Source organism: Coriobacteriaceae bacterium (assembly GCA_025992705.1).
Taxonomy (GTDB): Bacteria; Actinomycetota; Coriobacteriia; order Coriobacteriales; family QAMH01; genus QAMH01.
In genome coordinates, this window is record DAJPGJ010000001.1 from 1,240,150 (window position 1) to 1,253,035 (window position 12,886).

At 59.9% G+C, this 12,886-nt stretch carries 12 protein-coding genes; all 12 read right to left on the minus strand.

All coding sequences use genetic code 11. The features are described 5' to 3' along the window. Nucleotides 1-42: 42 nt before the first annotated feature. A complete protein-coding gene (locus OIM11_05640; GenBank protein ID HJJ00604.1) occupies nt 43-1,458 on the minus strand; it encodes a D-alanyl-D-alanine carboxypeptidase in 1,416 nt (471 codons plus the stop codon). 15 nt (nt 1,459-1,473) lie between these two features. Beyond that, entirely contained in the window at nt 1,474-1,899 is a 426-nt protein-coding gene (locus OIM11_05645) for an ACT domain-containing protein (GenBank protein HJJ00605.1), read from the minus strand. Next, nucleotides 1,899-3,209, minus strand: coding sequence for a phenylacetate--CoA ligase (locus OIM11_05650; protein HJJ00606.1), 1,311 nt, complete (start codon nt 3,207-3,209; stop codon nt 1,899-1,901). Before OIM11_05650 ends, OIM11_05645 begins: the two co-directional genes overlap by 1 nt. A 63-nt stretch (nt 3,210-3,272) precedes the next feature. After that, a complete protein-coding gene (locus OIM11_05655) occupies nt 3,273-5,780 on the minus strand; it encodes a VanW family protein (protein HJJ00607.1) in 2,508 nt (835 codons plus the stop codon). A 143-nt stretch (nt 5,781-5,923) separates the two neighbouring features. Next, the gene (locus OIM11_05660; protein ID HJJ00608.1) at nt 5,924-6,562 is read right to left on the minus strand and encodes a CDP-alcohol phosphatidyltransferase family protein; all 639 of its coding nucleotides are present in this window, start codon (nt 6,560-6,562) and stop codon (nt 5,924-5,926) included. 26 nt (nt 6,563-6,588) lie between these two features. Continuing rightward, nucleotides 6,589-7,071, minus strand: a complete 483-nt coding sequence (locus tag OIM11_05665) for a 4Fe-4S dicluster domain-containing protein (GenBank protein HJJ00609.1) — start codon at nt 7,069-7,071, stop codon at nt 6,589-6,591. Between the two features lie 4 nt (nt 7,072-7,075). Further along, nucleotides 7,076-8,164, minus strand: coding sequence for a nickel-dependent hydrogenase large subunit (locus OIM11_05670; GenBank protein ID HJJ00610.1), 1,089 nt, complete (start codon nt 8,162-8,164; stop codon nt 7,076-7,078). Continuing rightward, nucleotides 8,157-8,564: an NADH-quinone oxidoreductase subunit C gene (locus OIM11_05675; GenBank protein ID HJJ00611.1), complete on the minus strand. Its 408-nt coding sequence runs from the start codon at nt 8,562-8,564 to the stop codon at nt 8,157-8,159. The genes OIM11_05670 and OIM11_05675 overlap by 8 nt, the downstream gene beginning before the upstream one ends. Before the next feature lie 10 nt (nt 8,565-8,574). Continuing rightward, nucleotides 8,575-9,108, minus strand: a complete 534-nt coding sequence (gene nuoB / locus OIM11_05680; protein ID HJJ00612.1) for an NADH-quinone oxidoreductase subunit NuoB — start codon at nt 9,106-9,108, stop codon at nt 8,575-8,577. An 18-nt stretch (nt 9,109-9,126) separates the two neighbouring features. Next, nucleotides 9,127-10,011, minus strand: a complete 885-nt coding sequence (locus OIM11_05685) for an NADH-quinone oxidoreductase subunit H (protein ID HJJ00613.1) — start codon at nt 10,009-10,011, stop codon at nt 9,127-9,129. Further along, on the minus strand, nt 10,011-12,221 hold the full coding sequence (locus tag OIM11_05690; protein ID HJJ00614.1) for a proton-conducting transporter membrane subunit: 2,211 nt from the start codon (nt 12,219-12,221) through the stop codon (nt 10,011-10,013). Before OIM11_05690 ends, OIM11_05685 begins: the two co-directional genes overlap by 1 nt. Before the next feature lie 138 nt (nt 12,222-12,359). After that, entirely contained in the window at nt 12,360-12,878 is a 519-nt protein-coding gene (locus OIM11_05695) for a tRNA (cytidine(34)-2'-O)-methyltransferase (GenBank protein HJJ00615.1), read from the minus strand. Between the last annotated feature and the right edge of the window lie 8 nt (nt 12,879-12,886).

Here is a 12,886-nt window from a genome sequence, read left to right on the forward strand (position 1 = left end):
CCAAAACACATGGCAGCTATTCTAGCACCGTAATGCGATACGTCAGGAGCCATAACCATAGACCGCAGCATTGTATGCAGCGACGTAATCGCGAATGTCCATCTCGAGTTCGGCGTTCATGCCCTGACCAGCCGTGCTCTGCACACGCTCGACTTCGGGCGCCTGCGCGTAGACGGTGCTCTGGGCTACGCATTGGTCGCCGGTGATCACGCCGACGCAGCGCACGAGCGAGGTAATGACCGAAGTGACGGGTGACGGTCCCATCTTGTCCTCGAGCGCGACGAGGGGAACCGAAGCGACGATGTTCTCGCCCTGACGCCAGGTGATGGTGCCGACGGTATCTCCCTTGGCAACGCCATCGGGCTTGTCGGTGAGGCGCACGTCAATCGCGATGTCACCGTTGAAGTCGAAGACCATGCCCGTTACTTCCTCCAAGACGCCCGCCTTTACGGTCTTGTCGAGAAAGCCGCTCATGGGGGCATCGACGAGCACCTGTCCGGCAGACGCGAGCGTATACGGACGATAATGGGTGAAGCCCCAATCGAGAAGCTTGTAGGCATCGATGAATCGCTGAACCTCGTCGGTGGAATCGAGCACGACGGCGTAGAGCTCGACACCGTTCTTGCTGGCGGCAGCCGCGAGGCATTGGCCCGCCTTGTTCGTGAAGCCGGTCTTGACGCCGATGCAGTCATCCCAGGTGGCGAGCAGCGCGTTGGTCGTGAGCAGCTCCTTGGGCTCTCCGCTCAGGTTGAGCGTGCAAGACTTCATGCCGACGATCTCGCGGAAGGTCGGGTCCTGCATGGCATAGCGCACGATGACGCTGATGTCTGCGGCAGATGAATAGTGATTCTCGGCGTCGAGGCCGTGCGGGTTCTGGAACTGGGTGTTCACGAGACCCATCTGCTGGGCCTTCGCGTTCATCATCTGAACGAATTCCTTCTCGCCACCCGCAATGCCCTCGGCGATGGCCATGGAGGCATCGTTACCCGAGTGAACGAGGAGACCAGAGACGAGGTCGCGCAACGTGACCTGTTGTCCGGCAACCAGTCCCGCGCTCGACTCTCCCACGGATGCCGCACGAGGCGAAACGGTGAAGACTTCGTCAAGGTCACCGTTTTCGAGCGCGACGATTGCCGTCATCGTCTTGGTGATGGAGGCCATCGCACGATGCTCGTCTTGCCCGCGCGCCCACAGGACGTTACCGTCCTCATCGACGAGTATGCCGTAGGGAGACTCGATAGCCGGAGCCTCGGTGATGTTCATGCCGCGGTCGTTGACCGTTGACTGTCCGACGTAGTCGTTTCCGTTGATGGCAGCATGGGCAGTGCCCGGCGCAACAAGACACAGCGCGCACGCAAGCACGAGCGCAAGCGCGATGCCGGCAAGCGAGGTCAGGTGCCCACGCTGACGCGCAAGCACCTGCATCTTCGAGCCTATGTCATGCGGGCTGACTTGCATGGATCTCCCTTGCGACTACTGTGCGGTCTTGTAGAGGTCCTCGGGATGAAGCACCTTGAAGCCGGCCCCTTCGAGTGTGCCAATCGCAGACTCGTCGACCTTGAAAGCGACCGTCGCGCCCTTGTCGGCATCCGCAAAGCAATAGCAATACTCGATGTTGATGCCGGCGTCATCGAGCGCGTCGAGCACGCTGGCGAGGCCGCCCGGAACATCGGGCACTTCGACGGCGACGACCTTCGTGAGGTTGGCCGTGAATCCGGCTTCGGAAATGGCTGCGACCGCGCCCTTCGGGTCATCGCAGATGATGCGCGCGATGCCGTAGTCGGTCGTGTCTGCCAGAGCCAGCGAGTGCATCTGGATGTCCGCGTCACCCAAGGCGCGGCACAGAGAGGTGAGACGGCCCTTTGTGTTCTCGAGAAATACCGTAAGCTGGTCAATCATTACTTGTCCTCCCCATCACGCAGGTCAACGATGCGCACGGCCTTGCCCTCGGAGCGCTGGATGGTGTGCGGCTCGACGATCTTGATATTGATGCTGACGGCGAGCTCGTCCTTGAGCGCCTGTTGCATGCGACGTTGCAGTTCTTCGATCTTGCGAATCTCGTCAATCGGGAAATCGGGATTGATTTCGATCTTGAGCGTGGCGATGTCGAGACCACCTTCGCGCGTGAGCTCGATCTGATACCAGTCCGCGATCTCGGGGAACGCGGCGCATACGTTCTCGATCTGGCTCGGGAACACCTGGACGCCACGGACCTTGAACATGTCGTCAGTGCGGCCATGCAGACGGTCGATGCGACGATGCGTGCGACCACAGCCGCACTCGCCGGGCATGATGCGCGTGATGTCACGCGTGCGGTAGCGCACGACCGGCGAAGCCTCCTTGGTGAGCGTGGTGATGACGAGCTCGCCCCATTCGCCGTCGGGCACGGGCTCGTGGGTCTCGGGATCGAGGATCTCGACGAAGAAGTGGTCCTCGGCGACATGCAGGCCGTTTTGCTCGCCGCATTCCATGGCAACGCCCGGCCCCATGACCTCGGTCAGTCCATATACGTCATAGACCTTGTAGCCAAGCTTGTCCTCGAGGTTCTTGCGGAATTGGTCCGAGAAGGCCTCGGCGCCATGGATGCCCGCCTTGAGCGTGAAGTCCTTGCGCGGGTCAAGACCCATCTCGATGGCCGTATCCGCGATGTGCATGGCATAGCTCGGCGTGCAGCACAGGATGGAAGAGCCCATGGACTGCAGCACCTTGATCTGGCGCTTCGTATTGCCAGCGGACATCGGGATGGTCTCCGCACCCACGGCCAAACCACCGTAGTGCGCACCGAGACCGCCCGTGAAAAGACCGTAGCCGTAGCAAACGTGCACGACGTCGTCGACGTCACCACCTGCGTAGCCAATGCCACGCGCAAAGCAATCGCCCCAGGAGCGGATGTCGGCATCGGTATAACCAGACACGGTCGCAACGCCCGTCGTGCCGCTCGACATGTGGATTTCCTTCACGTCCTCACGAGGTACGGCGAAGAGCTTATAGGGATAGGCATCGCGCATGTCCTGCTTGGTGGTGAAGGGAGCCCTTTGAAGATCTTCGAACGACTCGACGGTATGCGGGTCGAATCCCGCCTCGTCAAAGGTCTTCTTGTAAAAGTCGATGTTCTCGTAACAGTTGACGAGGGTCTCCCTCAAGCGCTCGAGCTGCAGTTCTTCGAGCTTTCCCCGATCCATGTGGGTTATTTCGTCTTGGTACGCCATGCCTCTTGCCTTCCTGGAATCGTGCCACTTTCTATCATCCGGGGGCAGCGCCCCGCAATGCCATTATTCGGCCGCAGGCGGATCGGCAGCAGAAGCCGGAGCTGGTGTGTCGGGGCCTACGGTGATGATTTCATTTTGCGCCGAGTAAATCGAGTGGAAGGTGACATCGTGCAACACCGTACCGTCAGCGGCTTTTGCGAGGTAGCGGATGTCAATGCTGCGACCATCCTGACCGCTCTGCGTCATCTTGCGCTCGCCCGGGGCAAGCTCGGGATCAACCTCGGTGATCGAGACGTACTTGTCGCCGGCCTTCCAATCGCCGCGTTGGCAGTCAACCGTGCGGCCATCCTTGGTACCCCAGAAACTGACGACGACGTTATCATCGGTCACGTTTGCCGTCATGAGCACGTAGGTCGACATGTCGTTGACCCATTTGAGATCGGGCGACTTCCACGAGACCGTGGCATCGGCGAAACCGTAATCATCGTAGGAAGCGATGTAGAAGTCGTGATTTACGCGCTCCTGGATGCCGAGGCCCGAGAAGCAGGCGGCGTTGAAGATGCATGTCGCGATCTGGCAGATGCCGCCGCCGAGTTGGTCCTCATGCTTGCCGTTGACGATGACGGGGGCCGTCTGGAAGCCCTTCTCGGCCGTACGCTCGCCCGTGGTGCCATTGAACGACCAGGTCGCACCCGGTGCCACGAGGGAGTTATTGATGAGGCGACAGAGCAACTTGATGTTGTTGATGCGCTCCGAGGAGCCCGACAGCGGAATCGTCCAAGTTGCGAGGCGCTCGGTAATGCCCATGGCCTGCGCTTTCTCGGTGGTGAGCTCAGGTTGGATGGTAACGTCTACGAGCGAGATGGTGCGGCTGCTCGCCGTCGTGGCATCCGGCTCGCCGAAAAGCAGGTCCTGTAAGGCGATCTCTGCGGCGGATCGATCGGGACCGTAGCCCTCGACGGCAGCGACGAGCACCACCTCGCCGGAGCTCGTGTCGAAGTAGGCGTCAGTGGCGCCTCCCGTTGCAGCCGCTCCAAGGATGCCGACCAAATAGCGATCGGTCTTCTCCTGATCGACGTATGCCTGCAGGACATAGCCCGAATCCGGATCGACCCAGGCCGAGGTGTCGTAATTCGAAACCGTCGTGCCGTCAGCGACGACCTTTTGCGTGCCGCTGCCGAAGACGAGCACCTCATCGGGCGTGAGCACCTGCAGGCTGATGAGCTCACCAAGGTCTGCGGTGTCGAGCGTCCAGGTGTCAGGGTCATGCACGATGGTGACGTTCTCGGCGATGGCCGCCTTGACGTCATCGGCGACCTTCTGGGCGGTGGCCGGCCTGATGTGCATCGGATCGGTCTTCATCGGGATGACGAAGGGGAAATTGTCAGGCGAGAACGCGCTCGCACTGAAGCGCTTGATAAAGGTGGGGGCATCGACCGACCAGCCGTCGCTACCGTTGGCAACGGAGACGGCGCCATCCTCGATGCGTATGGTGCTATCCACGATGGGCAAACCGATCTCCTGGTTGATCTCCGTCGCAAGTGCATTGAAGCGCTCGTCGCGCACGGAGACGGTGGCGTCGAGATGCGTGCCGCCGAACCAGGAAAAGAAGCGCTCGGCGACGAAATTGCCCTGACGACCCACGAGATAGGCCTCCTCGGCAAGCGCTTCGCCATCGACGTAGGCACCGATGGTCTCGGCCGTTATGTTCCACTTGTCGATCGTGCCGTCATCGTTGATGTCCGAGCCCGCCGCCGTCTCGTCGGCATGAGCTTGCTCGATGCCACCTGACGGAATCTGCGCCCCATCGGCCGAGGCAATATCGGCACTCTCGTAAATGGTCACGTGCGCATTGGAGAGCTTGGGGGAAAGCTCCTCGTTGATCTTGGTGGCGGCATCCTGCACGCTCATGCCACCAACCTCGATACCCTGCACGGAGACGCCAGGGTGAATCCTGCCAAACGAGGAGAAGATGTCGACGCACGTGTATATGAGCAGAAGCGCGACGATGATGAAGACCGGGATCATGATCTGGAGGTGCGACTTGGTATAGGCGATGAACTCGTTCGAGGTGCTTGGGGTGCGTGCTGCGGGCATGCCCTTTTCGCGCGCACGGGCATTGGGACTTGCCGCCTGCGTGCGGGAGAAGCGCCCGAACGCGTTGCGCGCGGACTGAGCCGAACGAGCCTTCGATTGTTGATCACCGCCGATTGCGCCAAAACCCTGCGTGGTAGACGAGCCGCTCTTCGAAGCCCAGGGAGAGGACGAGCTGCTGAGACGGCTCGGCGCGCTTGAGAGCGTACCGGCCTTGCTCGCCTTCGAGGTGGTGGTCGTGCGCGGAATCTTTGAGGCGCGCGTGGCCTTGGGAATACGCAAGGTCTTCGATGACTTGGGAACTTTTGCCGCCTTCGCGGGTTTCGAAGCCTTGGGAATGGCCTCTGCCTTGGGGGTTTGCACGGGCTTGGAGGCAGGTTGCTTCACCGACTTGCGTGCCGTCGGCTTGAAGGCAGACGCACCCGATGCGGGTCGCATTCGCTTGCTGGGCTCTGGCTTGTTAGTCGAATCGGTCACCTGTGCTCAAACCTCTTCTATCGGGCAATATGTGACTGCTAAGAATACCACCAATGACACGAGAGGTACCCTGCATAATTAAACGATTAAGCAAAATTTAATTCTCCTGCGCAAAAGCTGCACAGAACCTTGATATGCCCTGTTCAGGATGCTTTTGCGAGAAGGCGAATGCCCTTTATGACATAGATGACGAAGGCGATTATCGAGCAGATGAGACCTGCGTAGACGAACCAGATGCCGAGCAGGGCCTCATCGCCGCCAAAACCGGGGAGCCACACAGGCGCATCGGCAAGCCCGAGACCGGGAAGCAGAGGCATCCCGAGCAGGAGGAAGCAAAAGCCAATCATGATGAAGGCAGTCGCAAACTTTCCGACATAGACGACCGGCGGAACCTTGCCGACCCTGGCGAGTAGATAGCGTCCCCCGAGCAACAGGCAGAGGTCGCGCACGATGAGATAGACGAGTATCCACAGGGGCAGACGCCCAAGTATGAAGATGGCGATAACCCCGACGGCGATGAGCAGCCTGTCGACGAAGGGATCGAAGAGCTTGCCGAGCTTGGAAACCTGATGCGTGCGACGTGCGACCTGGCCATCGACCCAATCGGTCGAGGCGGCGACGGCGTACACGACGAGCGCCGCAATGTGATGGGGCGTGGCAAAGAGAAGCCAGAGAAAGAGCGGGAGAAGCAGCAGGCGCACGAGCGTAATCACGTTAGGAGCGGTGAGTACCTTGTCGAGCACTTGCTCCTCTTCGGTATGTGCCATCTCATCTGATGCCATCGAAAACTCCTCTGGCAAAATTCGGACTACTCCCCCGCTGGTGCGTTGCCAGCTGCCTCCTCGGCAGCCTTCTTCGCCGCAGCGGCTTTCTTCTTCTCTTCGGCAGCCTTGAGTGCAGCTGCCTTCTTTTCGGCGGCGATGCGTGCCTTTTCGGCTTTCTCCTCTTCGGTGAGCTCGTAGACACGCGTCGTCTGGTTGTCCGTCGTGATGGGCGGACGCTCCTTGAGCATTTCGAGGTCCTTGGTCGGGCAGGATGCCACGCAGGCGCCACAGGCGATGCACTTGTAGGGCCAGTAGGTCCAGCGCGACTCATTGCGATCAACGACGATGGAATCGGCGGGGCACTTGCGCTGGCACATGCCGCAGAAGATGCAGTTATGGATGTCGATCATGTCGATCTGGCCACGTGCGTTCTCGAAGGCCTCGCGTACCTCGTAGGGATATTTCCTCGTCGCGCGCTTGCTGAACAGGCTCTTGAGCGTCAGTCCGCCCAGTTTGAATACACCCATCTCTCTACCTTTCAGTGCAGCTGATGCACGGGTCAATCGTGAGGACGACCATGGGTACGTCAGCAAGCTCGACGTTGGAAAGCGCGGCAACCATGCCTGCGATGTTTTGACTCGTCGGCGTGCGCACGCGCATGCGGGCGAGATTCTTGGTACCGTTGCCCTTCGAGTAATAGAAAGCCTGGCCACGGGGCTGTTCGAGCGTCGTCATCGCCTGGGCTCCATCCTCGGGCGCGCCCTTGACAGGCACCATGACCTCGCCATCGGGAATCTTGTCGACGAGCTCGGCAATGATGTCGATGGATTGCAGCACCTCGCGCACGCGTACATCGCAGCGCGCGTAGCAGTCGCCGCCATCGGAGAGCACGGGTTCGAAGGAGGCGAGCTCGCCGTAGGCACCGATACCGTTGAGGCGCTCGTCGGTGGCGACGCTGGAGGCGCGTGCGAAGGGGCCGACCATCGAGAGCTCGAGGGCTTTCTCGGTCGAGATGTGCCCGACACCGACCATGCGGCTCTTGACGGAGGAATCCTCGAGCAGGGTCTTGGCGATGCTGCGGTACTCCTCACGCAGCCTTTCGAGCTTGATCACGATGCCGGCGAGCGTCTCGTTGGAGACTTCCTGGCGAAAGCCGCCTACATCGCAGGCGGAAAAGATGACGCGGCCACCCGTGACCTGCTCGAAGATGTCGAGAACGGTCTCGCGCAAACGCCAAGCATGCATGAACAGGGCCTCGAAGCCAAAGCCATCGGCCAGCAGGCCGAGCCACAACAGATGGCTGTGCATACGGGAGAGCTCGTGGAAGATCACGCGCAGGTAGGCAGCGCGATCGGTGATTTCGATGCCCATGAGCTTCTCGACGCACTCGGAATAGCCGAGCGAGTGGCCGAACGAGCAGATGCCGCAGATGCGCTCGGTCACGTAGACGAACTGCGTGTAGTCACGCTTTTCGACGAGCTTCTCGAGACCACGGTGAACGTAGCCAATGCGCGGAATGGCATTGACGACGGTCTCGTCCTCCAAGACGAGATCGAGGTGCACGGGCTCGGGAAGGACGGGGTGTTGCGGTCCGAACGGGACAACGGTGCGTTTACTCATTGCCGGCCTCCTTGTCCGTCTCGGGCTTTTCTTCGGCAGCGCGCGGATTCATCGGGAACTTCTGGGACACCTTGTAGAATTCCCCCTGGAAGTCCAGGTTGATGCCGTAAATGTTGACACCGAAGAGATCGTGCGTCTCGTTCTCGAAGACGAAGGCTGCGGGATAGAGCTCGGTTATCGAGGGAACGGGCATGCCATCGGGAACGTTCACGGTCAAACCGGTGAGGCAGCCGTCAACGGCATCAGGTGCGATGAAGGTGTAGAGCAGCTCGCAGGAATCCTCGAGCGTCGTCGCGCAGATCTGCACGAAACGGTAATCACGCTGCTTGAAGTCGGAAACCGCCTCGAAGAGCGCATCGAGTTCCACGGTCTCAAACACGTTGGGCTGAAATAGTATCATGCTCACCCTCCTACTCGACGCCCGCACCCGAGGCACCGGGCACGTCATCGACATCGGCAACGGATGCATGCGCACCCGTCGAGGCTTGCGCGTCAGTCCGGTCCTTGTCGGCCGGATTCATCTTCATGGCCTTTGCCTTCTCCTCGAGAATCCCGACGCCTGCGATGACGGCATCGAGGATTGACTCGGGCTTGACGGCGCAGCCGGGGACATAGGCATCGACGGGAATGACGGTGTCGACGCCGCCCAGGATGTTGTAGCAGGTCTGGTAGACGCCACCACCGCAGGCGCACGCACCGCAGGCAACGACAACCTTGGGCTCGAGCATCTGATCGTAGATCTGCTTGACGACCGGCGCGTTCTGGTCGTTGATACCACCCGTGACGACAAAGATGTCAGCATGCTTGGGATTGCCCGTGTTGACGACGCCGAAGCGCTCCGCATCATAGAGCGGAGTCAGCGCAGCGAGCACCTCGATGTCACAACCGTTGCAGCTCGAGCCATCGTAGTGAATGATCCAGGGTGACTTTCCCACGTTTGACATAGTTGGCACCTCCCGATTCTAGATGAACAGCAGGTAGACGATATTGATGGTACCGGCGACCAACGCGACCCACCAGGCGCTCTTGAGCATCGTCTCCCACTTGAAACGAGCGAAGTTATTGTCAATCCAGATCTCGAAGAACCAGATGACAAGCGCGACGACGATGGCCACCACGGCGGCAACCCAGCCCCCGGCCCAGATGACGAACATACCCGTCCACCCGAGGAAGAGTATGGTCTCGTACCAGTGCGAGAGCTCGACGAGGGCAAGCGTGCGACCCGAGAACTCGGTCACGATACCTCGGACGATCTCCTGGTGCGCGTGCTGCGCCATCGAGATATCGAACGGCGACTTGCGCAGCTTGATGGTGAGCACGTAGAGGAAGCCGATGAAGATGAGCGGCAGGTAGCGCACGAGCGGCATCTCGACCGAGAGCAGATCGGCGACGTAGAAGGAGCCGGTCGCCAGGAACATGCCGATGGCGACAAGCAACACCATGGGCTCGTAGGACATGACCTGCACGGTCTCACGCTCGGCACCGAGGTCTGCGTACGGAGAGCGCGAAGAGTAGCCGGCGAGGATGAAGAACAGCGCACCAAGCGTCTGGATGAAGACGCAGAGCAGGAAGTTGCCGCCGGCGAAGAACACCATGCCGGAGAGCACGATGAAGATGAGGTAAAGCCAGACGTAGAGGTCCTGCGCGCCGTTGACGGTGGCATCCTCCTTGGCAAGCAGTTTGCGGAAATCCCACCAGGGCTGAAGCAGCTTGGGACCGACACGGCCCTGCATGCCCGCGGTGATCTTGCGATCAAGACCGGCAAGGATGCAGCCGACGAAAGGCGCGACGATGAGGAACGCAAGCACGCCGATGATTGACCAGATCGAAAAGCCAAAGATCTCCATTACTGGTTCCCCCCTTCACTGCTCGAGCTATCGGAGCCCTGTGCATCCGAAGACGAGCTCTGGACGAACATCTGGATGAAGAGCGTGTCCATGAGGTCATCCATGTCTTCGATGCCTATCTCCTTGAAGGCGTCCTTGTTCTGCTCCCAAGACTGGCGATAGTACTCGTAGTATTGCTGGTAGGTGGTGAAGTCGATGTTGTTCTGCTCCCAGAGGCTGCCCTCGTAGGAGTCATGTGCCGCGGAGATTCCCACGAGCGTGTCTTTCTCGGCAGCCGCCGACTGCACGACGAAGGCAAAGGAACTGAAGATGAGCGTGAGGGAGACGACGATGCCGATAAGCACCATCTTGCGCTCGCCGAAGATGTCGTTCATGTACCAGTTGCGCTGCGTGGCGGTGCTGACCCCGTTGAAGGAGTTGCGGAAGGTGCGGGCGCTCTCGTCCACACCGACGCCCGAAAGGTACACCGGCGCGATGCGCTTCTTGGTGTTTCCGGAGAAGCCGAGGAAGATGACGGCGATGACGAGCGCGATGATTGCCATGATCCACAGGTCGCCGATGGGTATGGCGTTCGAGGCGACGCCGAACATGGTCTGCAGGTACGGGGCCACGACGGACACCGAGATGAGCGGGAAGCCGATGCAGCAGCCGACGGTGAGGACGGTCATGAGGCCAAGGCTCGCCCACTCGCTGCGAAAGACGGTGAGCTCGACGTCCTGAGCATCGTTATTGGCGATGGCGAGGATCTTGCCAAGCCACTTGGTCCAGAACATGAAGGTCGCGGCCGATCCGAAGACGAGCAAAACGAGCAGGATGACGTTCTCGGACTGCGCGAAGGATTGCAGTGCCGCCCATTTCGAGACGAGCATGCCGAAGGGCGCGATGAACATGCCCATGATGCCGATGGCCATGAGACGGGCAAGACGCGGCATGCGCTCGAAGAGGTCGTCCATGTCCTCGATATTGCGACTGCCGATGTGATGCTCGGCGGTACCCACGCACAGGAAGAGCAGCGACTTGGCGACCGCGTGGAAGATGAGCAGGAAGATGGCGGCCCAAATCGCGCCGTCAGTACCGACACCGGCACAGGCAACGATAAGGCCGAGGTTCGAAATCGTCGAGTACGCGAGCACGCGCTTTGCGTTGGATTGGCTGATAGCCGCAAGCGCGCAGAACAGGAAGGTCGCGATACCGACGGTCATGACGAGGAATCCGGGGATGGTGAAGCCGAGGCAGGGAGAGATCTTGATGAGGAGGAAGACACCGGCCTTGACCATGGTCGATGAGTGCAGCAACGCCGACGTGGGCGTGGGCGCGACCATGGCACCAAGCAACCAGCTCTGGAAGGGCATCTGGGCTGCCTTGGTAAATGCCGCGAGAGAGAACAGCAGCAGGGGCGCATAGGTGACGAATGCCATGCCACTTGACGCCATGGAGAGCGTCGTGGAAATGAACACGTCAAGCTCCATCGTGCCGTAGAAGCTACCGACCCAGACCAGCGCAATGGAGAACGCGATGCCGCCAATCAGGTTGAGCGTGATCTGCAAAAAGGAGTTGTCGATGGCCTCCTTGGTGCGCGTGTACCCGATGAGGGCAAACGAGCAAACCGTGGTGATCTCCCAAGCGCAGAGCATCCAGGTGAGCGCGTTGGAGAAGACGATCGCGAACATGGCACCGAGGAAGGCGAACATGACCGAGAAGAAGATGTTGCGACGGTCGGAGCCATCGTTGTGAGCCTCATGCACGCGCATGTAACCCAAACCGTAGACGATGATGCCCGAGCCGACGATACCGATGATGAGCGCCATGATGATCGAGAAGTTATCGATGTAGAGCTCGTTGGCAACGGTGATGTCATGCGCTACCGCGAGGTCGAGATAAGTCGCCAGACCAAGCTGGATAACGGCGAGCACGACGGCAAGCGGCTTCTTGTAGTAGACGCCCTTGACGAAGATGTAGAGGCACAAGATGACCTCGATTGCGAGCGCAACGTAATCGATGACCATCGCGGCGGTATCGCTGACGGGAAACACGTGAGTTTCCGGTGACAGGAACTGCACCGCACAGAAGATGCTACCGCAAGCGATGACGAGCGCGCCTATAACGGTGATATAGCTACGCGCACGGTCGTTGCGCACGAACATCAAGACGAGAGCGACGAGCACGGGAAACAGGATAAGAAACGCCGTCGTCGCTATTCCGATATTCATCAAGACACCCCTCCTCCGGATGTTGACGGCCGAGCCGAAAGTGACAGAGCCAATTTGACTACTTTAGTTCAGTGGAGAGTCTTTTGGTTAAGAAAAACGGTGAGCGCGTCCAATGCTCTCCCCTAGCGTATGTAACTTCTAGATAACACCAGGAAAGTCGAGCTGGCGCAGCGCCTCGAAGAGAACGATGTTTGCCGCGTTTGAGAGGTTGAGGGAAACGGCGTCGGGATCGGTCGGGTCACTGAGCGGGCCCGGCGTCGTGACGGGTGAGAGCCCCTCGCGCTCAATCATGGGAATGCGCAGGCAGCGCTCGGGATGCGCCGCAAGCACCGCATCGTCAATGCCGGTGGACTCCCTACCAAACATGAGATAGTCGCCATCCGCATAGGAAACCTCGTGGTAGTACGCATCCGCACGCTTCGTGAACATCCAGGGGCATGCATCGGGGTTTTGGGCGAGGAACTCGTCGTAGCTATCGTAAGTGACCAAGTCGATGTCATGCCAGTATCCCATGCCGCTGCGACGCACCATGCGGTCGTCGAGCGAGAAGCCAAGCGGACCTATGAGATGCAGGCGCGTGTTGGTGAGAACGCAGGAACGGCCGATGGTTCCCGTATTGGCGGGTATCTCGGGCTGAAACAAGACGACGTTGAGCATGCTGTGTA